The organism is Paenibacillus sp. J31R98 (assembly GCF_056269245.1).
The window spans coordinates 398,332-422,130 of sequence record NZ_JBWDNO010000001.1 but is presented as its reverse complement, the minus strand read 5'-3'; the positions used below and the strand labels follow the sequence as shown (position 1 = coordinate 422,130).

The 23,799-nt window shown below is 50.1% G+C and carries 30 protein-coding genes; 4 read left to right on the top strand and 26 right to left on the bottom strand.

Features of this window, described 5'->3' with window-relative positions:
* Nucleotides 1-26: 26 nt before the first annotated feature.
* The gene (locus AC0YNX_RS01880; RefSeq protein WP_475813961.1) at nucleotides 27-479 is read right to left on the bottom strand and encodes a GyrI-like domain-containing protein; all 453 of its coding nucleotides are present in this window, start codon (nucleotides 477-479) and stop codon (nucleotides 27-29) included.
* A 145-nt stretch (nucleotides 480-624) separates the two neighbouring features.
* On the opposite strand from AC0YNX_RS01880, the gene AC0YNX_RS01875 reads away from it, so the two are divergent.
* A complete protein-coding gene (locus tag AC0YNX_RS01875; protein WP_475813960.1) occupies nucleotides 625-1,179 on the top strand; it encodes a GNAT family N-acetyltransferase in 555 nt (184 codons plus the stop codon).
* Nucleotides 1,180-1,244: 65 nt separating this feature from the next.
* Here AC0YNX_RS01875 and fdhA read toward each other — a convergent pair whose 3' ends face one another.
* The 14 genes from fdhA to AC0YNX_RS01805 form a co-directional block, all read right to left on the bottom strand.
* Nucleotides 1,245-2,462 carry a formaldehyde dehydrogenase, glutathione-independent gene (fdhA, locus tag AC0YNX_RS01870; RefSeq protein WP_475813959.1) on the bottom strand — a complete coding sequence of 406 codons (1,218 nt, stop codon included), beginning with the start codon at nucleotides 2,460-2,462 and terminating at the stop codon, nucleotides 1,245-1,247.
* A 182-nt stretch (nucleotides 2,463-2,644) separates the two neighbouring features.
* Entirely contained in the window at nucleotides 2,645-4,834 is a 2,190-nt protein-coding gene (locus AC0YNX_RS01865) for an EAL domain-containing protein (protein ID WP_475813958.1), read from the bottom strand.
* Nucleotides 4,827-7,424 carry a chemotaxis protein CheW gene (locus tag AC0YNX_RS01860; protein WP_475813957.1) on the bottom strand — a complete coding sequence of 866 codons (2,598 nt, stop codon included), beginning with the start codon at nucleotides 7,422-7,424 and terminating at the stop codon, nucleotides 4,827-4,829. Before AC0YNX_RS01860 ends, AC0YNX_RS01865 begins: the two co-directional genes overlap by 8 nt.
* Nucleotides 7,424-7,849, bottom strand: coding sequence for a chemotaxis protein CheW (locus AC0YNX_RS01855; RefSeq protein ID WP_475813956.1), 426 nt, complete (start codon nucleotides 7,847-7,849; stop codon nucleotides 7,424-7,426). Before AC0YNX_RS01855 ends, AC0YNX_RS01860 begins: the two co-directional genes overlap by 1 nt.
* A 34-nt stretch (nucleotides 7,850-7,883) precedes the next feature.
* Entirely contained in the window at nucleotides 7,884-8,321 is a 438-nt protein-coding gene (locus tag AC0YNX_RS01850) for a hypothetical protein (protein ID WP_475813955.1), read from the bottom strand.
* Nucleotides 8,322-8,590: 269 nt separating this feature from the next.
* Nucleotides 8,591-9,358: a phosphoribosylformimino-5-aminoimidazole carboxamide ribotide isomerase gene (gene hisA / locus AC0YNX_RS01845; protein WP_475813954.1), complete on the bottom strand. Its 768-nt coding sequence runs from the start codon at nucleotides 9,356-9,358 to the stop codon at nucleotides 8,591-8,593.
* 32 nt (nucleotides 9,359-9,390) lie between these two features.
* Nucleotides 9,391-9,804: a VanZ family protein gene (locus AC0YNX_RS01840; protein WP_475813953.1), complete on the bottom strand. Its 414-nt coding sequence runs from the start codon at nucleotides 9,802-9,804 to the stop codon at nucleotides 9,391-9,393.
* 55 nt (nucleotides 9,805-9,859) lie between these two features.
* Complete coding sequence (locus AC0YNX_RS01835) at nucleotides 9,860-10,498, bottom strand: hypothetical protein (RefSeq protein WP_475813952.1); 639 nt, start codon at nucleotides 10,496-10,498, stop codon at nucleotides 9,860-9,862.
* Nucleotides 10,499-10,540: 42 nt separating this feature from the next.
* Entirely contained in the window at nucleotides 10,541-11,038 is a 498-nt protein-coding gene (locus AC0YNX_RS01830; RefSeq protein ID WP_475813951.1) for an N-acetyltransferase family protein, read from the bottom strand.
* Nucleotides 11,039-11,099: 61 nt separating this feature from the next.
* On the bottom strand, nucleotides 11,100-11,576 hold the full coding sequence (locus tag AC0YNX_RS01825) for a TcaA NTF2-like domain-containing protein (protein WP_475813950.1): 477 nt from the start codon (nucleotides 11,574-11,576) through the stop codon (nucleotides 11,100-11,102).
* Nucleotides 11,577-11,594: 18 nt separating this feature from the next.
* Nucleotides 11,595-12,095, bottom strand: coding sequence for a GNAT family N-acetyltransferase (locus AC0YNX_RS01820; RefSeq protein WP_475813949.1), 501 nt, complete (start codon nucleotides 12,093-12,095; stop codon nucleotides 11,595-11,597).
* A 105-nt stretch (nucleotides 12,096-12,200) separates the two neighbouring features.
* Complete coding sequence (locus tag AC0YNX_RS01815) at nucleotides 12,201-12,782, bottom strand: GNAT family N-acetyltransferase (RefSeq protein WP_475813948.1); 582 nt, start codon at nucleotides 12,780-12,782, stop codon at nucleotides 12,201-12,203.
* 25 nt (nucleotides 12,783-12,807) lie between these two features.
* On the bottom strand, nucleotides 12,808-13,407 hold the full coding sequence (locus tag AC0YNX_RS01810) for a LysE family translocator (RefSeq protein WP_475813947.1): 600 nt from the start codon (nucleotides 13,405-13,407) through the stop codon (nucleotides 12,808-12,810).
* A gap of 101 nt (nucleotides 13,408-13,508) precedes the next feature.
* Entirely contained in the window at nucleotides 13,509-14,075 is a 567-nt protein-coding gene (locus AC0YNX_RS01805) for a nucleotidyltransferase family protein (protein WP_475813946.1), read from the bottom strand.
* An 87-nt stretch (nucleotides 14,076-14,162) separates the two neighbouring features.
* Between AC0YNX_RS01805 and AC0YNX_RS01800 the strand changes: the two genes are divergently transcribed.
* Entirely contained in the window at nucleotides 14,163-14,528 is a 366-nt protein-coding gene (locus AC0YNX_RS01800; protein WP_475813945.1) for a VOC family protein, read from the top strand.
* A gap of 2 nt (nucleotides 14,529-14,530) precedes the next feature.
* Here the strand turns inward: AC0YNX_RS01800 and AC0YNX_RS01795 are convergent, their stop codons facing one another.
* From AC0YNX_RS01795 to AC0YNX_RS01775, 5 genes are read right to left on the bottom strand one after another with little or no spacing between them, the layout of a single operon-like run.
* Nucleotides 14,531-15,094 carry a pyridoxamine 5'-phosphate oxidase family protein gene (locus AC0YNX_RS01795; protein WP_475813944.1) on the bottom strand — a complete coding sequence of 188 codons (564 nt, stop codon included), beginning with the start codon at nucleotides 15,092-15,094 and terminating at the stop codon, nucleotides 14,531-14,533.
* Nucleotides 15,095-15,151: 57 nt separating this feature from the next.
* The gene (locus AC0YNX_RS01790) at nucleotides 15,152-15,577 is read right to left on the bottom strand and encodes a GNAT family N-acetyltransferase (protein ID WP_475813943.1); all 426 of its coding nucleotides are present in this window, start codon (nucleotides 15,575-15,577) and stop codon (nucleotides 15,152-15,154) included.
* Between the two features lie 18 nt (nucleotides 15,578-15,595).
* Entirely contained in the window at nucleotides 15,596-16,342 is a 747-nt protein-coding gene (locus AC0YNX_RS01785; protein WP_475813942.1) for an alpha/beta fold hydrolase, read from the bottom strand.
* Between the two features lie 20 nt (nucleotides 16,343-16,362).
* A complete protein-coding gene (locus tag AC0YNX_RS01780; protein ID WP_475813941.1) occupies nucleotides 16,363-16,818 on the bottom strand; it encodes an SRPBCC family protein in 456 nt (151 codons plus the stop codon).
* A 22-nt stretch (nucleotides 16,819-16,840) separates the two neighbouring features.
* Nucleotides 16,841-17,365 carry a GNAT family N-acetyltransferase gene (locus tag AC0YNX_RS01775; RefSeq protein WP_475813940.1) on the bottom strand — a complete coding sequence of 175 codons (525 nt, stop codon included), beginning with the start codon at nucleotides 17,363-17,365 and terminating at the stop codon, nucleotides 16,841-16,843.
* Nucleotides 17,366-17,700: 335 nt separating this feature from the next.
* Between AC0YNX_RS01775 and AC0YNX_RS01770 the strand changes: the two genes are divergently transcribed.
* On the top strand, nucleotides 17,701-17,793 hold the full coding sequence (locus tag AC0YNX_RS01770; protein ID WP_090572937.1) for a dihydroorotate dehydrogenase: 93 nt from the start codon (nucleotides 17,701-17,703) through the stop codon (nucleotides 17,791-17,793).
* Nucleotides 17,794-17,862: 69 nt separating this feature from the next.
* On the opposite strand, the gene AC0YNX_RS01765 is transcribed toward AC0YNX_RS01770, so the two are convergent.
* The 5 genes from AC0YNX_RS01765 to AC0YNX_RS01745 form a co-directional block, all read right to left on the bottom strand.
* Nucleotides 17,863-18,666 carry a Cof-type HAD-IIB family hydrolase gene (locus tag AC0YNX_RS01765; protein ID WP_475813939.1) on the bottom strand — a complete coding sequence of 268 codons (804 nt, stop codon included), beginning with the start codon at nucleotides 18,664-18,666 and terminating at the stop codon, nucleotides 17,863-17,865.
* A 40-nt stretch (nucleotides 18,667-18,706) separates the two neighbouring features.
* Nucleotides 18,707-19,459 carry a pseudouridine synthase gene (locus tag AC0YNX_RS01760; RefSeq protein WP_475813938.1) on the bottom strand — a complete coding sequence of 251 codons (753 nt, stop codon included), beginning with the start codon at nucleotides 19,457-19,459 and terminating at the stop codon, nucleotides 18,707-18,709.
* A gap of 127 nt (nucleotides 19,460-19,586) precedes the next feature.
* On the bottom strand, nucleotides 19,587-20,024 hold the full coding sequence (locus AC0YNX_RS01755; RefSeq protein WP_475813937.1) for a DUF309 domain-containing protein: 438 nt from the start codon (nucleotides 20,022-20,024) through the stop codon (nucleotides 19,587-19,589).
* Nucleotides 20,025-20,027: 3 nt separating this feature from the next.
* Nucleotides 20,028-20,831 carry a GTP diphosphokinase gene (gene yjbM / locus AC0YNX_RS01750; RefSeq protein ID WP_475813936.1) on the bottom strand — a complete coding sequence of 268 codons (804 nt, stop codon included), beginning with the start codon at nucleotides 20,829-20,831 and terminating at the stop codon, nucleotides 20,028-20,030.
* Nucleotides 20,832-20,847: 16 nt separating this feature from the next.
* The gene (locus tag AC0YNX_RS01745) at nucleotides 20,848-21,948 is read right to left on the bottom strand and encodes a quinone-dependent dihydroorotate dehydrogenase (RefSeq protein WP_475813935.1); all 1,101 of its coding nucleotides are present in this window, start codon (nucleotides 21,946-21,948) and stop codon (nucleotides 20,848-20,850) included.
* A gap of 173 nt (nucleotides 21,949-22,121) precedes the next feature.
* Here AC0YNX_RS01745 and AC0YNX_RS01740 point away from each other — a divergent pair, with 173 nt between their 5' ends.
* A complete protein-coding gene (locus tag AC0YNX_RS01740) occupies nucleotides 22,122-22,283 on the top strand; it encodes a hypothetical protein (RefSeq protein WP_475813934.1) in 162 nt (53 codons plus the stop codon).
* A gap of 16 nt (nucleotides 22,284-22,299) precedes the next feature.
* Here AC0YNX_RS01740 and AC0YNX_RS01735 read toward each other — a convergent pair whose 3' ends face one another.
* Nucleotides 22,300-23,754 carry a L,D-transpeptidase gene (locus AC0YNX_RS01735; RefSeq protein ID WP_475813933.1) on the bottom strand — a complete coding sequence of 485 codons (1,455 nt, stop codon included), beginning with the start codon at nucleotides 23,752-23,754 and terminating at the stop codon, nucleotides 22,300-22,302.
* Between the last annotated feature and the right edge of the window lie 45 nt (nucleotides 23,755-23,799).

Sequence of the window (23,799 nt, the reverse complement as noted above, 5' to 3'; positions counted from 1 at the left end):
GCAGGCAGCCACTTCTTGTGAAACTTTTATTGCTCTTCAATGGGGATGAACAGTTCAACCTGCTCCTCTTCCAAATGCTCGTCAATATAAAAAATTTCAAGGGAAACCGCATTTTCCCGTCTCGTCAGCTTCTGCTCGTTAATCCATGCCGAGAGCTGCTCATAGCCTTCACCGATTCGTTTGTTTGTGCAAGCGGCCATTGCATAAGTGCGCTGCGGAACTGTAAATTGCACCATGCCTGGCGGCACCTGCTCCAGATGGGGCACCTCAAAGCAAGCCCAATATGTAGCAAATACTTCATTGCCGAAATACGGACTGTAAAGCACGGTCGTCTTTACCTCTCCTTCAATCTCGTGCTTCCTCTGGAGGAATGCGCTCTGCAGAAGTATTGCTTCGTCGGGGAAAGACGAGTAAGGACCGCAATAGCTAATTCCAACCAGGTTCAAGGTAGGCTTCGTAACTAATGTGCAATTATCCATCGCGAATAACCTCCTGCAAAGTTTGAGTAGAAGCTATAGGTTAACCCGATATCAGTTTACCATGATCAGAAGCTTGTTTGGTATCTATTTGTTGCCAATTATATGGATTATAAGTAAAATAGGCACATCATAAAGGAGGGATACCATGGAGCCATCAAATTATAACCCTGCGTTAGAGAGCGAGCGCTTGCTTCTCAGACGCATTACACCTAACGACGCGGCTGATCTATTCGAGTATGCGAGCGATTATGAGGTGTCGAGGTTCACATCATGGGAACAGCATCAGTCGCTGGACAATACTCATTCCTTCGTCAACTTTGTGATGGAGAAGTACGGCCATAACCAGCCTAGCGATTGGGGCATCATTCATAAGGCAACAAACAAGCTTATCGGAGCATGCGGGTGGGTATACATCAACGAGAACCATCGCCGAGCGGAGATTGGATATGTGCTGTCACATAACTATTGGAATCAAGGCTTTATGTCCGAAGTCGTATCGCTTATTCTCAAGTTTGGGTTTCAAGAGCTGAACTTGAATCGAATCGAAGCAAGATGTTTTGCGGCAAATACAGCGTCGGAACGTGTCATGCAAAAGGCGGGCATGCATTACGAAGGTCTTCTGCGAGAGCAAATGTCTGTCAAAGGCAGCTTGGTCGACCTCAAGATGTACTCCATTCTGAAGAGGGAATGGAACTCCTGAAGCATGAAGTAAAAAAAGGTGACACATGAAGCATGGCTTCGAACGTGTCACCTTCTTTATTTCAATTAGCGTTTAATCGAGCCATGCGGGTCGATGACGAATTTCTTCGACGCACCGCGGTCGAACTCCGTGTACGCTGCTGGAGCTTGGTCGATCGAAATAAGCGTCGCGTTAACGGCTTTCGCAATTTGCGCTTTGCCGCTGAGGATCGCTGTCATCAGCTCGCGGTTGTATTGCATTACAGGTGTTTGACCCGTTACGAATGTATGGGATTTCGCCCAGCCGAGGCCGAAACGAATCTTGAGCGTACCCTCTTTCGCATCTGCGTCAACTGCACCTGGATCGCCGGTTACATAGAGACCAGGGATACCAAGTCTGCCGCCTGCACGCGTAACTTGCATGATGGAGTTCAGCACCGTTGCAGGAGCTTCACCATGAGCATGCCCGTGTCCATGCGCTTCGAAGCCTACGCAGTCAATGGCGCAATCCACTTCGGGTACACCGAGAATTTGATCGATCTGCTCGCCGAGGTTCGGATGCTCGCGAAGGTTGACCGTTTCACAGCCGAAGCTTCTCGCTTGCGCCAGACGCTCGCTGTTGAGGTCACCGACGATGACGACAGCAGCGCCAAGCAGCTGCGCGGAATGTGCCGCAGCAAGACCGACTGGACCTGCGCCTGCCACATAAACCGTTGAGCCTGGCTTAACGCCAGCGCTGACAGCGCCATGATAGCCCGTTGGGAAGATATCCGAGAGCATAGTCAGGTCGAGAATTTTCTCCATTGCACGCTCTTTATCCGGGAACTTCAACAGTTGGAAGTCCGCATAAGGAACCATGACATATTCGGATTGTCCGCCAACCCAGCCGCCCATATCGACATAACCATAAGCGGAGCCTGGACGGTCCGGATTCACGTTCGTACACACATTCGTGTTCCGCTCGCGGCAGTTCCGGCAACGTCCGCATGCGATATTGAATGGAACGGAGACCAGATCGCCTTTCTTAATAAATTCAACGTCACGCCCAACCTCAATGACTTCACCTGTAATTTCGTGCCCGAGCACGAGACCGCTAGGCGCAGTCGTCCGTCCACGCACCATATGTTGGTCGCTGCCGCAAATGTTTGTAGTAATAACTTTAACAATGACGCCATGTTCACATTTTCTGCCAACATTGAGTGGATTAACGCCAGGCCCGTCTCGCAAAATCAAATCAGGATAAGAAATATCCCGTACCTCAACTTTGCCGGGTTCTACATAGACTACCGCACGATTTCCTGCCATTAGTCAGCCTCTCCTCTTTCAAGAAAATGGTTACCTGCTTGTTTACACTCCCTCATTGTATCCGCTTCCAGATCGAAAAGCTATCCTGTTTTTCTAAAATATATACCTCCATGCAAAAAAGAAGTTGCAACCTATTCTGATCATTGTCACTAAAGTGAAAAGGAGGAACCAGCAACCTAACGTTACTGGATCCTCATCTTTTGGACTTGTTTGCTCATGTTGAGCTGTTCGGCAATTTCGCCGGCTTTCATCGGACGGCCAAGCAAATAGCCTTGCATCGTGTTGCAGCCATAACGGAGCAGCAAGCCGAATTCCGCTTCTGTCTCTACGCCCTCAGCAATAACTTCAAGCTTTAAATTCTCCGCCATCGTAATAATGGTATGGACAATTGAAGCGTTCACCCCGTGTGTGTCCATCTTCTTCACGAACGACTGGTCAACTTTCAACTTATCGATTGGCAATTCGCTCAAATAACTTAATGAACTGTAGCCTGTACCGAAATCGTCAATGGCAATAGATACGCCAAGACGCTTCAAGTTCTTAAGCATCATCAGCGCGTGATGCTTGTTCATGGTCATGCTCTCGGTAATCTCAATGACAAGGTACTTTGGATCAAGACCTGTCTCCTTAAGGATGTTCGCGATCCGCTCGATAATCTTCCCATCATTGAACTGTTGTGTAGATAGGTTAACTGCGACCGGAATCTTCATCAGCCCTTGATCCTGCCAGCGCTTATTCGTGCGGCATGCTTCGAGCATCACCCATTCGCCGATCGCGTGAATCAAGCCCGTCTCCTCCGCAATCGGGATAAAATCCGCCGGCGACACGCGCCCAAGCTCCGGACTTTGCCAACGGATCAAGCATTCCACACCTTTAATCGTCCGATCGCTACCGTTATAGACCGGCTGATAGTTCAAGTAGAACTCTTCACGGTCAATCGCTTTGCGCAGCCTGCGCTCAATCTCCATTTTGCGGTGAATCTCTTCCTGAAAGCGCGCTTCATAGAATTGAATCTGGTTGCCGCCAGCTTTCTTCGCGATGTTCATCGCCATGTGCGCATAGCGGATAATGTGTTCGATATTCGTATGATTGTCTGGATATTGGCTAATACCCATGCTTGATGTCATATGTATTTCTAATCCATCCAAAATAATGGGCTGACGAACGCAGTTCAGCAGCCGCTCGGCATTTCGTTCGATGGTATCGAAGGATGCGCCGCCCATTATACAAATGAACTCATCACTATTCACACGAATAATCGTCGTGTCCACGGAAGCAAACCGCTTCAATCTTCGAGCTAGAAGCTGTAGCAACGAGTCGCCCTTCGCATGACCCATCGAGTCGTTAATTTGTTTGAAATGATCGAAGTTAAAGAATAGAACGGCAAACCGTCCATATTTTGCTTTCGCGCGATCCATCTCTGACAGAAGCTGATTCTGATTCGGCAGCCCTGTCAGCTGGTCGTGGTTCAGCAGAAACTGAATTTTCTCTTCCATCCGCTTTCGCTCTGTTACCTCGAAGGTGACGACAATGATTTCTTTCACAATGCCGTTAATCCGCACTGGACGGGCTACTGTCGTAAAATAATACTTCCGCCATTCGATATCGTAACTGACGCAATCCTCGCCGTTCCACGCTCTAATGAGATGCTCCACATGCTGTGCCATTACTTCAGCCGGTAAAATATGATCAAGCGACTGGCCTATGGAACTCTGACTTAATTGTCCAAATTTGGTTAACAGCTCGCCTTTGCAATCGGTAAGGATGAACTCATTCGCTTGTTTGATGAGCGAGCAATAGAAGCCGTTTAGCTGCTGAATCGTCCGATTCAGCTCTTCGTGAATCGTATGCTCGGATGCGAGGCAGCCTGTCATGAACTCCAGCAGCACCTTCATCTCGTGATTGGCAAGATCCTCTTGATCGAGCGTTTTCCAGAACGGCTTGGACTCAATCGCTGCATGACAGCGCAGCAGAAACTCTTCCTCCAACTGCGCATTCACCGGGAATTGGAACAGGCTGTCTTTATGGAAAAAGTCCGCTGCGCCATTCATGAGCGCCGCTACTGCAGGCGACGCGCCTTCATCGGTATAGCTGCTCAGCATAATCACCGGCAACGGATTCTCAACCATCAGCTGGCTGAGCGCGGATAAGCCGTCCAGAACTGGCATTTCAATGTCCATAGTAACGAGGTCAGGGCGCATGACCTTTAATTGCTCAAGCGCCTCCTGACCATTGGATGCCGTTCCCATTACCCATAGTTTAGGATCTTTTTCGATAAGCCTGCTAATCATCTGCCGCATGACGGCAGAATCATCGACGACGAGCACACCGTATGGAGCAGGCGGATCGGCCAAGCCTAGAAGCCTACGCATGAATCGTGTCCCATCCCCTTGAGCGGAGCATTTTATCAAGTTTTAGTACAATTACAAGCTGCTCGTCTGTCTTGCAAATGCCGCCGATATATTGATCGGAAATCATCGTAACATCCTTCGGCGCCGAATCAATCTGGCTCTGCGTCACATGAATCACTTCGCGCACACGATCAACGAGAATACCGATATCACGGCCTTCTTCGTTCAGGATAATGACGCGAGAATGTTGATCCGGCTCGGAATGGCGCAGGCCAAGGCATGATTTAAGATCGATAACCGGAAGCAGCTCGCCGCGCAGATTCATAAGTCCTAACACTTCCGCTGGCGCGTTTGCCATCCGCAGAATAGAAGGAACTTTGATGATTTCTTTTGCCTGATTAATGTCGAGGGCATAGTGCTCCTCTTCCAGATCGAATGTCACAAGCTTCACTTTGCGTCCCGTTACCTTCTGCTCACTCGCATTCGTCTTGCTTATGGTTGCACCGGAGTCACGAATAACAGCGTTCACGTCTAGGATTAGAGCGATACGGCCGTCTCCCATAATGGTAGCACCGGATACGTATGCGACTTGCCCTAAATAGTTGCCTAGCGACTTCATTACGATCTCTTGGTTCGCTACCAGCTTGTCGACATAGAGGCAGACGCGCTTCTCTGCAAGACCGATCATAACCGCGTAACCCTTCGAATCGGAATCGTTCTCGGTTGTGCCAAGTCTTCTGTGCATCCGTACGACTGGAAGAATCTCTCCGCGAACGACGCAAACCTCTTCGCTGTTCACCATCTGAATATCTTCAGGCGTCAAACGGAATGTCTCGATGACGTTCGTAAGCGGAATCGCTAGAGTATGCTTACCAAGCTGTACTAGAAGCGAACGTGAAATCGCAAGCGTAAGCGGCAGCTTGATCGTGAATACTGTGCCTTCGCCAGCGGTCGTCTCAATGTTAATAATGCCGTTCAGCTTCTCAATATGGGTGCGAACGATGTCCATACCGACACCGCGACCGGAAAGCTCCGTCACTTTCTCCGCAGTGGACATGCCTGAATGGAAGATCAGACTGATCATTTCTTTATCTGTTAACGCTTGCGCTTCTTCTGCACCGATGAAGCCTTTCTGAATGGCCTTCTGTTTGATCCGCTCCAGATCGATACCCCGCCCGTCATCGGCAAGCGTAATGACGATAGCGTTCTCCTGGTGGCTTGCGCGAAGGAGTAAATTCCCTTTGCGGTTCTTACCCAGCCTCTCGCGCTCATCCGGCGGCTCCAAGCCGTGATCGATCGCATTGCGGATAATATGGATAAGCGGATCGCTGATCTCTTCGATCAACGTTCGGTCCAGCTCCGTTTCTTTGCCTTCAACCTGGAAGGTCACTTCTTTGCCGGCTTGCTCTGCTACGTCGCGAACCATACGCGGAAAACGATTAAACAGCTGCTCAATCGGCATCATCCGCGTCTTCATCGTACCTTCTTGCAGCTCTGCCACGACGCGGCCCAAGTGGTCTGTAATCTCGCCGAGCAGCAGCGTTTCCGGTTCTTGCTTAAACCGCTCCTCGAAACGTCTGCGCACTTCGCGAATCCGCGTGTTATCAATAATCAATTCGCCAACCAGGTTCAGCAGATGCTCCAGACGGTTGACATCAACTCGAACGGTTTGTTGGATTTGTACTTTAGCATCGGATGGACTAGTTGCCACTTGCTCTGTGCTCGCTTGCGGGACTTGGACAGCTTGTGGAACTGCTGCAGCTGTCTGCTTATTGACGGATACGACGGACGCTTTGGTCCCAATCTGAATGCCGTCACCGGTTTGAAGCTGCTTCACGGTGAAGCTCACAATCTGCGACGCTTCCTCTACTTTGCGAACGATCAGCGCTTCTGCATGCTTCGTTGCGAGCAAGAAATGGATCGGACCGGCTGTAAGCTGCTGCTCCTGCTCCCACGAACCGATCTCCGGTGATGTGCCGATGACTACGCCGAGCTCGCCCAGATTGCGAAGTACAACCATTGCTTTGACCGTAGGCATCTCCACATTCGCAGCGAGAGTCACGCTAATCTCGTACGAGTGATGCCCTTCCGCTTGCTTCTGCGTCTTGGCTGCGAGTACCGCTTCGCTCCAGCCGCCATACATAGCTTGCTCCTGCGCCGCTTGCGCCTTCACTGCCTGCTCGCTTGCAGCAGTACTCGCTTCCGGCGTCTCTTCTGCCGGCTGGTCGATCATAATGCCGCTTAGCATCTCAATGAGCGTTTCAATCGGCTCATCACTGAAATCGCCTTTGCGGAGCGTCTCTTTCTTCGCCTTCAAATAATCAATACACTTAAACAGCGCATTAATGAGCGGCTTGCTCGTTTGCAGCCGATTCTGACGAAGCAGCTCAAATACGCTCTCAACCTTATGCGTCACTTCTTTCATCGATTGGAAGCCCATAGCTGCGGAAGAACCTTTGAGCGTGTGCGCAGCGCGGAAGATCGTTTGAATCGTCTCTGGTGAATTGCCGCCGTTCTCGAGTTCCAGAATCGACTCATCCAGAACTTGCAGCTGCTCCTCCAGCTCATCCAGAAAAACGCTTAAATACGTAAGCGCGAATGATTCGTTCATTATAGACCACCTCCAGTATTCAAGATTGACGGCAGGTGCAGGATGCTGACAAGCTGGTCATTAATCTTCCCAATACCTGACAGGTTGCCTGCTTGAGCTCCGCCGATCCCATCTGGAGTAGGCAATATTTCTGCGAAGAACGCTACTTGCTCCACACGGTCCACATACAGCCCTACAGGCTCGCCTTCTGGCGTCTGTACAATAACAATGCGGGAGGATGCCGTCGAATGGCTCTCCATCATACGAAATTTGGAGCGAAGCCCGATAACCGGAACGATTGCGCCGCGCAAATTAATAACGCCTTTCACATGCGCCCTTGCGGCTGGAATCTCGGTAATTGGCATGTCTTTGATAATCTCTTGAATGTCTGTGATCGGGAGTGCAAATTTCTCCTCGTTCAACCCTACTACGATGTAATTTGCCACCGCTCGGCCCTCCTTGTCCAACTCTCAATAATGTTTATCGGATATGTCGTTCGGTTTCTTTCGTATGAACCAAATCTGTCTTCAAAATGACACAATCGAAGATATTCATAATTTCACTGCGCGCCTGATGGATGAAACCGAGCACGGATTGCTCCAGCTTGCTCGTACAGAGCGAGGCATTCACCCAGATCTGCTGATTCATCAGCACAATCGACATATCGTTATGGGAAGGATACCGGTACACTTCGTCAAAGACATTCGTTTCTGAGTACATGTCAGGGAGAACTACTGAGAACATAATGACAGGCGGCTCATCATCCATATCCGTGATTCGAAACTGTTCCTGTATCGGATAGTTATCTTTGGTCCAACGAAAACCGTGCGAGTAAGCGAGGTCAGCTTGCCATACCGGCTCGAATCGGCTCGATGCATCTTCAAACAGTTCTTTATAAAATTCGAGCAGCTTCATCATGTATGATCACCTATTCGCTTAATGGTCTGTTCCAAGTTGCGTTCCTCCTTCGTATTACAGCTACAATGATTATAAGGGCTAAGTATTTGGTAAGTTCTTAATCATCGTTTGGATTGTGTGATTTTGATCCGACTTTATTTGGAAAGTGTTAGCGCAATCACAGAAAAGCACAAAAAAACAGCCCTTTGGATGCTGTTTCCAGCATTTACGGGCTGTTTCGCGTTATATGTAGTGCGTTTAATCTCCACAGTGAGCGTATCTAAGACGAGCTACCTCGCACGTGAATTGCAGAAAGCTACAACATCCTCATACGGCATCGAGCCGCCAAAAATATCAAGCGCACTGCCGATCGTAATGTCGAGCTTGCCAGCTGCGAGCTTCTGGAACAAAGCGAGATCGTCGAACGAACGGGCTCCGCCCGCATACGTCGTCGGAATCGTGACCCACTGAGCCAGCTGCTCCACCAGGTCCGTCAGAATTCCGCTACGCTTGCCCTCCACATCAACGGCATGAACGAGATACTCATCGCAATATTGCGCCAGCTCTTCCAGATGGGAAGCTTTCACTTCGAAGCTGCTGAAGGTTGTCCATTGGTTCGTAACGACAAACCACTTGCCATCCCGCTTCTTGCAGCTCAGGTCAATGACCAGCCTGTCCTTGCCGACCTCAGACACGATACGCTGCAGGTTGCCCATATCCAGCTCACCGTCGCGGAAAATGTATGAGGTGACGATTACATGCGACGCGCCAGCTTCGAGATATTGCGCTGCATTCTCGGCGCGAATGCCCCCGCCGATCTGGAGTCCGCCCGGATATGCACGAAGCGCCGATAACGCAGCCTCTTCATTGCCGCCGCCGAGCATAATCACATGGCCGCCGGTCAGCTGGTCACGCTTGAACATGTCGGCATAATAAGCGGAATCATGCTCCGAGACGAAGTTCTCGACGACTTGCTGGTCATCGCTTTGATTTAAGGTTTCACCGACAATTTGTTTCACTTTGCCTTTATGCAGGTCGATACAAGGTCTGAATTTCACGTGTGTTCCCTCTTCTCTTGTTAGCTCTGGATCTAGGTCCGCTTCACATTTAACCGATATAGCAAGTATCCCAGCCATGCGCCGATCGTATTGAGAATGACATCGTCAACATCGAAGCTGCCACGGTGGAGCAGCAGCTGCAGCAGCTCCAGCACGAAGAGCGACGCAATGAACAGAAGTATAAATCGGACAAATTTCATTCCGAGCAAGTACGGCAGAACGAGCCCGAACGGCATGAACACCGCTACATTGCCTACCATATTGACGATCCAATATGTTGCGTTGAAACTGTCTGCATGTTCAAAGTATAAACGAACAGTCTGAAACGGAATGACATTGTATCGGTATTCCGACGTGTGAACCGCCGATCGGCCAAATCCGATAAACATCCAGTAAAAAAGCAGCAGCGTATAACCGAAAATGATAAGTGCATATAGCTTCTTCATGATTGTGCACAGCTCCCCTTGCGAGCGAATGCCGTCGCTTCCGATTGCTTAGCGCTTAGTCGACGTCGGTAATTTTCCAACCCGCCCCGTTAATATTGCTCAGGGCATAAGCATCTGTGCGATCTCCTCTAATCCCGTACACGCCAATGGTCACATTCGTCTTGCCTGGCTTTTTGTAAATGGTCTCGCCTTTATATTGCAGCTCGGTGTATGTTAAATCCGGCTGCTTCCTCATGGCTTCAATCAGCCAGCTGAGATGCTTGCTGTCCGCGAGATAGGTATCCCATATCTTCGCATCCGGCTTAGGCTGATGATGAACGACATCAATAAAGGCAAAGAGAAACGCGACAGCATCGGCAGGGATTTGCGAGTCAACCCGGATTAATGCTCCAGACTCCGCCTCTGCGCTTGCAGCCTGCGAAGACGATGAAGTCTCCGTCTGCTGAAGCTTGTCCGTCGCGGATTTCAGCTTCTCTGTTAACTCACTTACATTCGTCTGCTCTGCAGCGAGTTGTCCGTTCAGCGCGTCAAGCTGCGACTGCAGACGCTTGCCTTTCTCCTGCTCCGCAGTAAGCTGAGCATCCTGAGCATCAAGGCGCTGCTGCAGGTCGCGACTACGATGGATGTTGCTTGAGAACAGAACAGCAAGAATAATAACCGCAACTACAATTCGCAGCTTCGTTTGCCAATGCATCCGTCCATCACGCCTTTACCGGTGGTAGGAGTCTATGAATAATTAGGTCAAAATCTTCTGGAATGAGACCGAATCCAGCCAGCGGTCAAACTTGCTGGCGATTTCTTGATAGTACGCCACTTGCTTGTACCCGAGCTTGTCGAACAAGGCAACGCTGCCCGTATTCTCCGTGCAAATCGCTGCAATTAACGAATGGAAATTCAGCTCGCGCGCAATGCGCTCAATGAATTCCGCAGCTTTGCGGCCGATCCCTTGACCGATGAACGCCTGATCGAGATAGATGCTCACTTCTGCCGTTACGTTAAACGCCGGACGCTTCTTGTGCTGTGTAAGAAGCACGTAACCGGCATATTGACCATCAACGAGCACGACATACGTGCGGTACAGATCCGAGAGCGGTTCGATCAGTTGTTTCATCTGATCCGAAGTATACGGATTCAAGTCATACGTAACCGTTGTATGCTCCACATAGTAATTGTAAGTACTGCGAACCGCTTCCAAATACGGTTCTGAATAACTCTCAAACGTTAGTTCTGCCACCAACTTGCACCTCATCCTTATCCTCGTATCTTGTTGTCCATAGTCTCGCGTCTCTTGCTATCTATACCCAACGTTCAATGCTATATACTTTCGTCTGGCCTGTACCAGGATCTTCAGTCACGGTATAGATCCAATCGTATTCATTCATATCAACGCGGCCATCCGGGTAGTACACCCCGATCTTCTCGGTAATATAAAACTTGTAGTTCCCGTTCATCTTCTGGATATTCATGATCTGATAACGGATCAGCTTCTCCTTGATGTTCTTCGAGCTGAGCCTGCGAACAAGGCTTTCCTGCTGCCGGAAGAGCGGTCCATTAGGATCCAATAGTCCTTCCACGAGAGAGAAACGGTTCTTATTGATTGCCTCTACCATCGACTCTTCGTATGCATTCATCGTCCGGTTGGCGCCTGAATTGGAGTAATCCATCTGTTCCCCGAGCGCAGTCCCATCTGATCTCGGTTCTTCCTTTGCTGTACAGGCACTTACCAGTAGCATCATGCTTAGCAGCGCGCCGAGCGTCGCCCTTCTGTACATGGTTGTTTTCTCCCGTCTTTAAGTATTGATTGAGCTGTTTATCTGTTCTATCGTTCGTTCATAAATCATTATCGCTTTTCCATCCGGCAGCTCAGCTGGACGGACTTCCACACAGCCATGCCGCTGCCAGAAACGATGCGCATTCGGATTATTGACGAGTACGCCTAGTCGGTGCGATCGTACGCCGCGCTCGCGCATGACGCTGTCGAACAACTCAAGCGCAGCGCTGCCATAACCGTGCCCATGGTAGCGGCCGTTAATAATGAGCAGCCCAATCCAGGTGCAGCTATCTTTAGGATTGTGCATGAGCAGCTCAAGAATACCGATGTATTGATTGTGATCGCCAAGCAAATATCGTTCAGCTCCGGCTTGTTCAGCATCGTTCAGCTCGGCAGCAATGTCTTCGGCAGTTAGTATCGCTTTATCTTTGGAAATCAAATTAAATTGTGGATTGGTATTAAATATATCAAGCTCATGCACGATATGCTCAGGCTTGCACGAACGTATCATTGTCAGCATGTCTAGATGCACTCACCTTCCATTTGAAGCAAAAATGGATATAAACTATAGTTTACCACGATCTGGCGATGTTCTGGAATATCCGCATCAAATTAAGCTTGCGAATTATCGTTCCTCCCACGCCGGATTCAGCAGCACCATGTGAATGTGATCCTCCCATTTGCCATTAATGCGCAAATAGTCACGGGCAATACCCTCGTGTTTGAATCCCAGCTTCTCTATAACCTTCAGCGAGGCTGCGTTGCGAGGCATAATATTCGCTTCAATCCGGTGTAGATTGAGCTCGTTCCAGGCATACTCGATCACCTGCGACAGCGCTTCGGTCATATATCCCTTACCTCGCACAGCCTCATCAGTCCTGTATCCGAGATGGCAGGATTGGAATGCGCCTCTCACAATATTGTTAAGCGTAATTGTGCCTAGCAGCGGGACGCCTGGCTGATCCGATTCACTAAACCAGAACTTCGCGCTTTGTCCGCTGCGCACGCTCCGCAGATCATCCAAGATGAACTGCTTCTGCACTTCTAACGTGTAGTACTCATCATTTCTTGATGGCTCCCATTCGCTAAGAGCTTCCTTGTTTCGCAGTACAAATTCCAGCGCTTGCTCGGCAAACGTCTCATCTATCGTGCGCAGCACAAGCCGCCTCGTCCTAAGGACAGCTGCCTGTTCGGTACGTCCATTCATCTTCGCTCATCCTTCTTGCTCTTACTTAAATGACATGCCATAAAGAGACAATTCCAAACCCGAGCAGCACGAGCCCGGACAGCCGATTGATCGAGCGCATCGCTCCACCGCTTAACGTCTTGCGGAACGCTCCGATGACAACGCTGAGGAACAGCCACCAGAGCATTGATCCTGTGAATACGCCAATCACAAGCAGCAGTGAATCTCCCGTTGTTGCGCCGGTTATCTGAAGTCCTGCGAAGATGCCAAGGAACGATAAAATCGTCATCGGATTCGTTATCGTCAGCAGAAATGTAGTGAAATACGCAGCGGCAATATTACGGCTCATAGCCGCTTCCGCGTTAGGAGCAGCATTCGAACGGATGGACTGAATGCCTAAGTAACATAGAAACAGGCCGCCGATGAGGCTAATCCAAACTTGCTGAGCGAGCAAACCGCTCGTTATGAAGTCAAAGCCGAAAGCGGCAATTAAGCCATATAGACCATCGGCAGTTGCAGCGCCTAATCCGGCAGAAAATCCATACATCCGCCCTTGGTTAATGGTTCTCTTCATGCACAATACGCCGATCGGACCTACTGGGGCCGCGATCGATAATCCAATAAGAATACCTTTCCAAACCAACATAATAATAATTGACCCTCTACTCTCTAGTTGTCCAGATAAGCTAGTTTTGAAGCACTATCCTAGTGTAACCGATTTTGCCGCGTCTCGCCCACCATCAAATTTCAGGTGATGATAATTAAATTTGGCCAATACTGCTTCCAGTCTTTCTTCGATACCCGCTCCAGGTAGTAAGCATGATCCGCGAAGGATGGGCTTCGCTGTACGCGCATCTGAAACAGATCATCAAGCCCATGTGGACAGCAAATCTCCAGCTGGTCCTCTTCGCTCAGTCGAACGCCAATCGCAGTGACGATCTCCGGCCACTGGCTTAGCGCATCTTCGGTGGACTGATATGGCAGCTCAGCTCCATTACGAATATGCATTCTCGCTTGATTCTTGACCGACCACTTCGGATTACCTGTAGCTGCGATAAGGGATTGTTCAAGCTCTTGATCCCGCTCTGGCGAGAGATCGGAGCTGTCGAAGTATACCAAGTCGATGTCATCGTGAAGTGATCGGCTGCTATAACCTGAAATTCGATCCCAGATATAGTTGCGGATATAGCCGGCAGCGATGTAGCACTGAGTTAATTGCATGCTTCGCACGAGACGGAGTTCATCCATGAGAGATTCATGCTCCAGTAGGAGCTGGATAAGCTTGCGTTCCAATATCCGTTCTTCAACTTGCATGCTCGTTACATAGCCTCCTTTGCGCTTGTCAGTTTACATACAATAATGTATGTTTAGTGTATAATCAAAAAATGGAGGTAAATTCCAATGCAATTTCATCAATCCGGCATCATTCTATTTACGGAGCACTATGATACGACGCTTGCCTTCTACTTGAATAAATTAGGCCTTAAACTTCGCTACGAGAAAGAGAAGCTCGCTGTTCTGGACTTCGGAGGAAGCTACCTCATGATCGAGGACGGGGGCATCGCATCGCTCGAACCGAAGTCAAGAGCTCAGAATCCAACCTGCCTGCGCCTTGATATTACCGACTTCGCTCAAGAAGTTGACGCACTTCGCCTGCGCGGTGTGCAAGTCGAAGTCGCTGCTCACCACTGGGGTACCGTCGGGCTGCTTCATGATCCGGAAGGAAACCGAATTGAATTAAAGGATGCACTGGTTGCCACTACTTAACTTTAGCTCCCTTGCTCTTCAAACTCTCTGCCGATTGGCGTGACGAAGCCGTCCATGCTCTCGGAATTTTTCCTTTTACGATATTCGACGAGCTTCTCGTCGCCTTGATTCGTCGCCCAATTCAGCAGCAGGTCACGCTCTCCCTCGTACGAATAGTAGGGCACGCTGAATCCGCACGAGGTTTTCACGATATCCACTTCGGAAACGATAATTTGCCGGAAACCGGGATAGAGGTTGAAATGCGCTGCGATCTCATCCCACTCTGGTGAAGTGGGCAGAATGACTTGGCCCGTGCCATACAGTCTCAGAATAAGCGGTTTCCCTTCGAACGCGACGAACATGAATGTAATCCGATTCGTTGCCGTCAAGTGTGCGCTCGTCTCATTGCCGCTTCCGGTCAAATCCAAATAGGCGACTCGGTTCGGCGATAAGATCCGGAACGCATCATGTCCTTTCGGCGACAGGTTCACATGTCCTTCCTGCGCTGCCGTACCGACAAAGAACATCTTCTGCTCACGAATAAACGCGTCATGCTCAGGTAAAATCGATGAATAGGCCGTTCCCATCTGGATCACCTCTAGGATTATAGTAAACTCATAGTTTGCCTTATGACTCGTCTTCATCTAAAACTTAATAACGAAGAAAATTTCACCGACGTTACCGTCATTAATTCCGTTGATAATTCCGCATTCGGAGAAACCCATCGTCCGATGCCAACGCTGTGGCTGCGGCTCATCTGCTTGAGAAGAACTGTACAGCGCACGAATGCCCTTTTCCTTCAAATGCGCTTGCACAAACTGTAACATCCGCTTCCCGATACCAACGCCGCGGTAGCCTTCCTTCACTTTGATCAGCCCGATATACGGGAACTGGGACCACAGATGTTCCAGCTTCAAATAGCCGACGACACTGCCGTGATCGTCTTCTGCCAGAACGATGTCGTGATGCGCAAGCTTCCATGCCAAAATATGCTCAGGCGTATACCGATCATGACTAACGGCAGTAGCAATTTCCGCAGGAGTACCGAATCTAATGTTAATGTCGTCCATGCTGCTAAAGCTCCTTTCTTATTCCTCATCTAGAAAATCGCGTATGAACTTGAAACAACCTGCTCGCTCATTATCCATCAAATTATGTCCAGACTGCTCCAGCGCCTCTACTCGGCAACTCGCGAACATCGGCGTATATCTCTCAACATCCGCATCACATAGCAGCGAGTCAGAGTCTGCTAGGGTTCCTCTTAACACTAAAGCTTTATGTACATGGCTTAGCGGCGCGGCGAGATCAATCTGCTCCGCTTCGTGCTGAATACCCCAAACTGCTTCTGGGCGGATGTTACTGGTTCGCTCGAACGGAATGAGATAATTCGTTATATAATCGTTCGCCCAGCCTTCAGGCATTTGTCGGTGCTCAGGCGGGTAATCGCATAGGATAAGCGACACCGCCGACTCATTGCCGACTCGACTATGTTGCTGTACATAACCGAGCGCGTAAGAGACGCCTCTTGAATGCGCGAATAGATGGAATCGCTCTAAGCCGGTCGCTTGAATGACAGCTTCCAGGTCCGTGATATGCGAATCCAGATTATATCCGGCAGGTGGCGTGCTGCTATCTCCTCTACCTCTGAAAGAGAGCACAACACACCGCCGCGGAAGAAGATATTCCACTAGGTCCGCATATTCATCTGCTGTTTCTGACAGCCCCGGACAAATAAGCAACGGAGTAAGTCTCGGATCAGCCGCATGAATCGAATCCAAATAATGAATGCGAACACCATTGTTGTTCACTTGACCAGTTAGAAGCTCCGGATTCACTTGTCTCTCCCCCTCCACGACTAGTTTCCTTCTGCAAGCACCTTCAACTGCTCATTACGATGCGTGAGAAACCTCCGCATATACCGGCGCAATACGGCTCGCTCGACAAGCCAACCTAACACGCCGAACGGCGCAGCGAACGTTAACCGGTCCCGCATCAGCGTTTTCCCTTCCACATGTTCAAAAAAATGCTCATGCCGCAAGTATTTAAAGGCACCTCGCTGCATTTCATCCACAAAATAATAGGGAGCTCGAAATTCAGTTATTCGCGATGTCAGCCGCTGCCTCACGCCGAGATGAGTCGCCTCGAAAGTCACTGTCTCGCCATGCCCGATCGGTCCGCTCGTAATACCGGCAATGGCCTGCTCCTTGGTGTGCGACCAAACGGTTTGGGTATGCACATCAATATCTCGCGCCAGATCAAAGCAGTGATCGAGAGGCGCATTAATCAACACTGCTGTCTCTACTGTTACCATGGTTCTACTCCTCGTATTAACTTTAAACTGAGAATGCCTCCGGATATTTTAGCTCGCCAACAATCCCTTTCAACGAGCCATCCTCAAGCTCACGCGCCATGAACACTTCGTCCGGTACCGGAAATTGCTTGAGCTCAATGCCGAAGCGGCTAGCGGGAACAAAGCCGAATTTCGGATAATACGTCGGATGTCCAATGAGCAGTACAGCTGAATACCCTAATGCTTTGCTGCGCTTCAGCCCTTCACGAATGAGTTCTCCTCCAACCCCTTGCCTCTGATTGGCAGGATGCACCGCGATAGGAGCAAGCACAAGCACTTCATGGCTGGCACTCTCATGAATGATAGAAGCTTTGCTGATTAGCAGATGACCAACGATTCGGCCATCCCGCTCCGCCACAAGCGACAGCTCGGGAATGAATTCCGCTGATCCCCGGATGCGCTCGACCAGATCAGGCTCATAATCACGATTGTTGAACGCATCATAATTCACTTCGCGAACGATGCCATAATCGGCATCCGTTTCCGTTCTGATCCTTGTATCCCCCATACTCACCCTCCCCTAGTCCTTGAAGCCTAGTTCTCTATTCATTCGACACCACTTGAAATTTTCCCTTTTGTATCCAGAATATCCAACACATTCAGCACAACTCAACCAAAACAAGGCAATCATCTATAGACGGAAACTCCGTGGCAAAACCCTCCCCGGCGTTCATCTCATATTCGGGACATCCTTCCTCATATAAGTGCCTAATTATAAATAAGACGGGACATCTGTCCAATCGCCCCGCCCTGATTTTCATACTATATCGTATACCGGGTGCCAAACATCAACATAAATCGCAGCCTAGGGCACCGGAATTACCTGTTAAGGGAGGAAGTTGCATGTCCGGTATGCACGGTGGTTTCACTTCTGCTGGCGTGATCTTGGTGTTGTTTATCCTGCTGGTCATCGTAACCCGCGGATTGTTCTTGTAAACAACATTCTCTGATCCGATATTGTAAAAACCGTCGAGAGGCTTGACCTCTCGACGGTTTTTCGGTTTTCTAGCTCTGCCACGCGTACGTATATAAGGCATGCGCGACGCCATCTTCTTCGTTGGAGAGCGTCACCTTATCTGCCGCTTCCTTGACGCCATCCGGCGAATTCGCCACAGCAATGCCAAGGCCTGCGAATGTAAGCATCCCCAGATCGTTGAAATAATTGCCGATCGCCATGACACGGCTCGGGTCAATGCCTCTAGCGAGTGCGAGCTGCCGGAGCGCTGTTCCCTTGCTTGCTTCTTTATGCATGACATCAATGAAATATTCACCGCTGCGGATATGCGACAGACCGTGATTCCAGTTGTTCCATTCTGCTTCAACGCGATCAAGATCGGCTTTGTCACCGAACAAAGTGAACTTCACGAGATCATCTGGCAGCGGCTCATCCGCGCTTCGCATGACCGGCTTCGCCTCAAACATCTTGTACATCTCTTCCGCTTCCGGCGTCATGCCCTCGATCAGCATTTGGAAAGCCGTATTATAGTCAAAATGCAATTCGCTATTCTTGCAGTAATCGCGGAACCGTGCAATTTCATGCGCGTCAATGCTGTATTGGTGCAGAACCTCTCGGCGAGCAGCATCGATCGTCGCGGCCCCATTATGCGTAATCATCGTGCCGGACAATCCTAGCGCATCCAGCACCGGCAGCGCAGACCCTGGGCCTCGCCCTGTACACAGCACGATCTCCGCGCCTCGGCTAGCTGCTTCTCGCACAGCTTCGCGTACACCTTCTGTCAACACATGATCGTCAGTCAACAGCGTCCCGTCAATATCCAGTGCAATTAAATCATAATTCAGCTTGGTCATTTCTCTCCCACCATCCTGTCTCTATCTCTGTATGCTAATGCTAAGCTTCATTTCGATGTACGTTTTGGAGCGACTCCAGCTCCGCCTCTGTCAGAGGACGATACGAGCCAAGCGGAAGCGACTCATCTAGGACGAGCGGTCCCATCGAAATCCGGCGCAAATAAACGACCTTCTTGCCGACGGCCTCGAACATCCGCTTCACTTGATGGAATTTGCCTTCATGAATCGTTAGCGTGATGCTGGTGTAGATGCCTTCCTCACGGCTCTCTTTCTCGCCAATGATCAGCTTCGCCGGCATCGTCTCGTACCCATCCTCAAGCGTAACGCCCCCGGCAAAAGCATCCTGGTCACTCGCATTCACATCGCCATGGACGAGCGCTTCATACGTCTTCGGGACATGCTTCTTCGGCGACAGAAGCTCATGTGCAAGCTTCCCGTCATTGGTTAGCAGCAGCAAACCTTCGGTATCCTTGTCCAACCTTCCAACAGGGAACGGCTGCAACACCTGATCCTCCGGGTCGAGCAGATCAATTACTGTCCGATCGCGCGTATCCTCAGTTGCGGATATAACGCCTTGCGGCTTATTCAGCATGACATAGATCGTATCCTTGTATATAACCGTTTCATCATCGAACTTAACGGTCTGTGCTTCCGGGTCCAACTGCATCCCGAAATCTTTGACTACCGTGCCATCAACCGTAACTCGCCCTTGCTTGACAACCTTCCGGATCTCGCTGCGCGTTCCAAATCCCATATTGGACAGCAGCTTATCCAGCCGCATTCGTTTTGCCATGTGATTCTTTTCCTCCAGACATCTCTAGCACTTCATCCTATTGTATAATAAGTAAGCTTTATTGACCAACCGAACTCCATTTTCTTTACAATGAAAAATCCCCTGCCCCGCAATCGGGACAAGGGATTTAATCTTCTACATGAAGGCGCTCCTCAAGCGGAATCTCCGCAAGCGCTTTCGCTAGAGAACGCAGCTGCTCATCCACAACGATAACTTCAAAAGGTACGAAGAGAAGGCGAGCATTCGCGTCGCTGCTCAGCTGTGCCAAGCTCATCGCCACATCGGCACGGAGCTGCCGCAAATCAAGACCCATCTCCACATCGGAATAGTGCTCCAGCTTGTGAAGTGCTTGGTTGAACAGCTTCACAGCTCCCGAGAAATTATCATTGCGCCAATGATGCAGCCCGACTGCCGCCTGCAGCAGCCCTTGGTAAAGGAGATTGCGGCCTTCTTCCAGCCACAGCTCCTCCATCACCTCATGGCACTCAAAGTAATCCAGATCTACATTAAACAGTACGACAAAATGGACAAACCGCTCGTCATAGGAATGTTCTCCATGCGCCATCACTTACGTCGTACCGCTCTTCTTCGCTCTGCTAATCGCTGTCTTGATCTCATCGGACAACATTCGGATTCCGAACGTATCCTCTTGCTCCCACAGCTCGTTGAATCGCAGCTGGAACTGCACCGCCTCGCGCACGCGATGGAAGAAGTACAATTCTTGTATATCGCTTAGTACGCTCGAGAACATATTCGACTTCTCTTCGAAGTCACGCTGCGCATCCAAGATTTCGTTGCGAATGCTCGACATCTCCGCATCCAGCACGGATGCTGCTTCGGCTGCTGTCTTCAATCGGCCGCGCACTTCGTCAGGCAAGCTTTCTTTATATTTGTAGTTCAGCGAATGTTCGATTGTCGCCCAGAAATTCATCGCTAACGTACGAATTTGAATTTCTGCCAGCACATGCTTAAGCCCAATCGCCGTCTGAACCGGATATTCGACAATCATATGGTAGCTGCGATAGCCGCTTTCTTTGAAATTCGTAATGTAGTCCTTTTCATATACGAGCTTCAGGTCTTTGCGCAAACGTATGAACCCCGCGACGCGGTGAATATCATCGACGAATTGACACATGATGCGGATCCCCGCTATATCTTCTATTCCCGTATCGATTTTTTCCATCGGTACGGATAAACGCTTCGCCTTCTCCAATATGGAGGAGATGCGCTTGACCCGTCCTGTTACGAATTCAATCGGCGAGTATGCTTCCCGATTCTTCAGCTCCGTACGCAGTGTCTTCAGCTTAACCTTCAATTCTTCTACCGCTTGCTCATACGGTTGTAAAAATAGTCCCCAGTCTCTTCCGTCCATCCGGCCGCCTCCTATCTTAAGACCGATGATCTGCTCCTACCGCTTCTGTAATTGATTTAAATCCGTCTTTGCGGAGCGCTTCCTTCAAGCCGCTCGCAAGTTCACGCAGCAGCTCCGGCCCTTTGTAGATGAGCGCTGTATAAATTTCTACAAGACTTGCACCTGCGCGAATTTTATCGTATGCATCAGCAGCCGTAAAGATGCCGCCTGAACCAATAATGGGCAATTTGCCGCCTGTTTGGCGGTACACTTCGCGAATAACCTCAGTTGAACGCTCCTTCACCGGCTTGCCGCTAAGGCCGCCGATTTCCTTCGCGTTCGGATGCTGCAGCCCCTCGCGGCTGATCGTCGTATTCGAGGCAATGATGCCATTCACACCGCTTGCTACAATCGTATCGACCGTATAAGCAAGCTGTTCATTGGTCATATCCGGTGCGATCTTAACGAGTACCGGCTTCTGCGCCGCGCCCGAGCGTTTCGCCTGGACGTTCATTTCGTCCATAACGGTCGAAAGAAGCAGTCTTAGCTCATCGCCATGTTGCAGCGCTCTAAGATCCGGTGTATTCGGCGAGCTGATGTTGACGACGAAGAAGTCGCCATATGTATACAGTTTCTGCAAACAAGCGCGATAGTCTTCATGCGCAAGCTCATTCGGCGTTGTCTTGTTCTTGCCAATGTTCACCGCGATCGGAATGCGGCGCTTCGTATCCTTGGCAAGCCGTTCCGCCATTGCATCGGCGCCATCGTTATTGAAGCCCATTCGGTTAATGAGCGCTTCATCAGTAGGAAGCCTGAACAGGCGCGGCAGGTCATTACCTGCTTGTCCCTTCGGCGTTACCGTGCCAACTTCGGCAAATCCAAAACCGATATTCGCAAACATATCGACCGCTTTCGCGTTCTTATCAAGGCCAGCTGCCAGTCCAATCGGATGGGCAAAATGAAGGCCGAATAAAGAAACTGCCAGTTCTCTCGCTTCCTCTACGCCGTACATCGTACGCATGAGTGCAGGGATTCCCGGCACCCCACTTGCCGTATGTAAACCATCAATTACCATATGGTGGGCCTTCTCGGCATCCATCCGGAAGAAATAAGGCTTGGCCAATTTCGTATACAACACTTACGTTCACTCCGTTCTTCGTGTTAGCTCTATCGAACAGTTTAACGCGTTAGGCAGGAAAAAGAAAGAGCCCGCCCCCGCTTTCATCAAGGGCAGACTTCACATTTTCGGGATGTCGTCTAGTTGTGCCTGAATAAGAAAACGATTACAATATAGGTATATCCCTATTCAATGTGAGAGAAAGGTTGATCCGCATGAGTCACGTGAAGAAGAAGCCACCGATTATGAAGAAGCAGCAGAAGGAACAAATCAATAAGAAGGCGCTCATCTGGATCGGATCTGTATTTGTTGTCATCGTTATCATTATGGCCGTGCTTCTCATAATTGATAAGTAAGCTTCTCATTAAGCCTCTAATTAAGCCACTTATAAACAACAGCGGTGTTCGTCTCGTCCTGCACCGGCTTCAAGCGGAAACGCTCGGAAGCCGGCGGTGCTTCAGCGGGAAGGACACCGCTTTTTATAGTTACCTTCGTGCCGAGCGGAACCATGTCGTACAACTCCTCGAGATCCTTCTGATTCATCCGTACACAGCCGTGCGACTCATCCTTCCCAATACTATCAGGATCATTCGTTCCATGAATGGCGTACAGCGTGTTCGACAACGTCATCCCCCTGCTGCCGAATTCGCTATCATCACTTCCATTCGGATGGCGGACCTTCTCACTTATATAGAAGCTTCCTGCCGGCGTCTTCTCGCCGCCTAGCCCTACGGTGTAACTCCGAACGATGACATCCCCGCTGATGACAGCGAGCTGGTGCTTGTCTCTATCAACGACAATGGAGAGCGGCTCCGTCGGCAGCTTCGTATCATCCACTCGCGAGGCTCCAGCACTATTCGTGCCAGTCCCGGACGTATCGCCTTTGTTTCCATCTGCCGCACCGCTTCCAGACGACGGCTTATCACCGCTGCCAGCCGCATTGGCTTGCGCTTTAATCTTCAGTTCTTTAAGAAGCTTCGGGAACAATTGCTTCATCGCGGTCGAAGTACCTGCGAGTACATTATCTGGATAAGGACGTGTCAGATCATTCATACTGGATGGCCAAGCTTTATTCATGGCGCGATACTGTGCGATTGCGCTGCGCAGCGTCCATATCTGTTCTTGCTGCGCGCTCCACTTGTCATAAAGCTTATATGCGGAGGTTGAATCACTAGGCTGGCAGTCGCATGCAGAGCTATCCAGCAAACGGACTGCGACCGGATCTGCTTCGCCTTGCCGCTTCGACATCGCAAGCAGCCTGGTCTCCCCCGTCCATTGGCGCCACTTGCCCGCTTGCTGAAGCATCGCGGCAATGCCGGTTTGCTGTTTCTCTGCCGTTCCTTTCAACAATGCACTAAGCGCCTTGCCCATTGTATTGTCACCGGCTGGCCTCACGATGGCAACAGTCAGCCCCGGTTGATTGCTCTGAGGCGCATTCGCTTGCTGTTGTGGCGCAGTTCCCTTCGTGCTTGTTCCCGCAGCCTTATCAGCAGGCGAATCAGCTTCGTCCTGTTGCCAGCTGAACGGCAGCACGAGCATGAGACCGGTCAATAACATGGTCGCTGCCGAGGTACGCGCAGCTAGCATGGAGAACTTCTGCTTCCGGTTCCACTTGGCGATCAATTCCTTCGGCTGATTCGCCAGCGGATGCTCTTTCCGTTCATAAGCATCATAGACACTGCCAGATTGCAAGAAGCAGTAGTTCGCTTTGCCTTCCTTTCCTTCAAGCACATACTGCTTGCCAAGCAAATACCATGCCATACGATTCTTCGGATGGTTCTGCACGTAGCGCTTTAAATAGCTCATATTGTCTTCTTGCAGCTGCACGGGTAGGACCTCCATTGCTTATCGTTGTAGGTACTATATCGGCAA

What these genes read in the sequence shown, in the direction of transcription:
- AC0YNX_RS01815 (WP_475813948.1), bottom strand. Translation starts at nt 12,782, where the DNA reads ATGAATGGACGTACCGAACAGGCAGCTGTCCTTAGGACGAGGCGGCTT.
- AC0YNX_RS01780 (WP_475813941.1), bottom strand. Translation starts at nt 16,818, where the DNA reads ATGGTAACAGTAGAGACAGCAGTGTTGATTAATGCGCCTCTCGATCAC.
- AC0YNX_RS01765 (WP_475813939.1), bottom strand. Translation starts at nt 18,666, where the DNA reads ATGACCAAGCTGAATTATGATTTAATTGCACTGGATATTGACGGGACG.
- AC0YNX_RS01805 (WP_475813946.1), bottom strand. Translation starts at nt 14,075, where the DNA reads ATGCAAGTTGAAGAACGGATATTGGAACGCAAGCTTATCCAGCTCCTA.
- AC0YNX_RS01835 (WP_475813952.1), bottom strand. Translation starts at nt 10,498, where the DNA reads ATGCATTGGCAAACGAAGCTGCGAATTGTAGTTGCGGTTATTATTCTT.
- AC0YNX_RS01850 (WP_475813955.1), bottom strand. Translation starts at nt 8,321, where the DNA reads ATGATGAAGCTGCTCGAATTTTATAAAGAACTGTTTGAAGATGCATCG.
- AC0YNX_RS01880 (WP_475813961.1), bottom strand. Translation starts at nt 479, where the DNA reads ATGGATAATTGCACATTAGTTACGAAGCCTACCTTGAACCTGGTTGGA.
- AC0YNX_RS01860 (WP_475813957.1), bottom strand. Translation starts at nt 7,424, where the DNA reads ATGAACGAATCATTCGCGCTTACGTATTTAAGCGTTTTTCTGGATGAG.
- AC0YNX_RS01875 (WP_475813960.1), top strand. Translation starts at nt 625, where the DNA reads ATGGAGCCATCAAATTATAACCCTGCGTTAGAGAGCGAGCGCTTGCTT.
- AC0YNX_RS01770 (WP_090572937.1), top strand. Translation starts at nt 17,701, where the DNA reads ATGTCCGGTATGCACGGTGGTTTCACTTCTGCTGGCGTGATCTTGGTG.
- AC0YNX_RS01865 (WP_475813958.1), bottom strand. Translation starts at nt 4,834, where the DNA reads ATGCGTAGGCTTCTAGGCTTGGCCGATCCGCCTGCTCCATACGGTGTG.
- AC0YNX_RS01810 (WP_475813947.1), bottom strand. Translation starts at nt 13,407, where the DNA reads ATGTTGGTTTGGAAAGGTATTCTTATTGGATTATCGATCGCGGCCCCA.
- fdhA (WP_475813959.1), bottom strand. Translation starts at nt 2,462, where the DNA reads ATGGCAGGAAATCGTGCGGTAGTCTATGTAGAACCCGGCAAAGTTGAG.
- AC0YNX_RS01760 (WP_475813938.1), bottom strand. Translation starts at nt 19,459, where the DNA reads ATGGCAAAACGAATGCGGCTGGATAAGCTGCTGTCCAATATGGGATTT.
- yjbM (WP_475813936.1), bottom strand. Translation starts at nt 20,831, where the DNA reads ATGGACGGAAGAGACTGGGGACTATTTTTACAACCGTATGAGCAAGCG.
- AC0YNX_RS01795 (WP_475813944.1), bottom strand. Translation starts at nt 15,094, where the DNA reads ATGGGAACGGCCTATTCATCGATTTTACCTGAGCATGACGCGTTTATT.
- AC0YNX_RS01840 (WP_475813953.1), bottom strand. Translation starts at nt 9,804, where the DNA reads ATGAAGAAGCTATATGCACTTATCATTTTCGGTTATACGCTGCTGCTT.
- AC0YNX_RS01790 (WP_475813943.1), bottom strand. Translation starts at nt 15,577, where the DNA reads ATGGACGACATTAACATTAGATTCGGTACTCCTGCGGAAATTGCTACT.
- AC0YNX_RS01755 (WP_475813937.1), bottom strand. Translation starts at nt 20,024, where the DNA reads ATGGCGCATGGAGAACATTCCTATGACGAGCGGTTTGTCCATTTTGTC.
- AC0YNX_RS01775 (WP_475813940.1), bottom strand. Translation starts at nt 17,365, where the DNA reads ATGGGGGATACAAGGATCAGAACGGAAACGGATGCCGATTATGGCATC.
- AC0YNX_RS01800 (WP_475813945.1), top strand. Translation starts at nt 14,163, where the DNA reads ATGCAATTTCATCAATCCGGCATCATTCTATTTACGGAGCACTATGAT.
- AC0YNX_RS01820 (WP_475813949.1), bottom strand. Translation starts at nt 12,095, where the DNA reads ATGCTGACAATGATACGTTCGTGCAAGCCTGAGCATATCGTGCATGAG.
- AC0YNX_RS01825 (WP_475813950.1), bottom strand. Translation starts at nt 11,576, where the DNA reads ATGTACAGAAGGGCGACGCTCGGCGCGCTGCTAAGCATGATGCTACTG.